This is a genomic window from Acinetobacter sp. USHLN143 (genome assembly GCF_037145695.1).
Lineage (GTDB): Bacteria > Pseudomonadota > Gammaproteobacteria > Pseudomonadales > Moraxellaceae > Acinetobacter > Acinetobacter fasciculus.
Genome location: NZ_JBBCWZ010000242.1, coordinates 1 through 362 on the forward strand (window position 1 = coordinate 1; position 362 = coordinate 362).

Genomic DNA, 362 nt, shown 5'->3' on the forward strand with positions numbered 1-362 from the left:
GTAAGCGTGCGCTGAACCCCATAGCTATTTTTTAATTTTGGTCGGGTTTCCAGCGGTGCGGCAGCAATTCTTCTATTTGGCTCACTTTATGTGTCGGTAACCTTTTCAGCACATCACTTAAATAGGCATACGGATCCAAGCCATTCAGCTTTGCTGACTGGATTAAAGTCATGATATTCGCCGCTCGCTGACCACTGCGCAGCGAGCCAGCAAACAGCCAGTTCTTGCGTCCTAAGGCCCAAGGTCGCATTTGATTGTCGGGTAGTCAGACGCAGTTACCTACGTCCAACCCCCTAAGAACCGTGCATGCGAGTTTCCCAGCACACGGCTCAAGCCTCTGCTAAGGCGCCATTCGGCACCCG

Annotated in this window: 1 pseudogene; it reads right to left on the reverse strand. The window is 51.9% G+C overall.

Going from position 1 to position 362, the window contains the following annotated elements:
- Positions 1-31: 31 nt before the first annotated feature.
- Positions 32-259, reverse strand: a pseudogene (locus WFH18_RS17905) (transposase domain-containing protein); the annotation flags it as partial.
- Positions 260-362 lie beyond the last annotated feature (103 nt).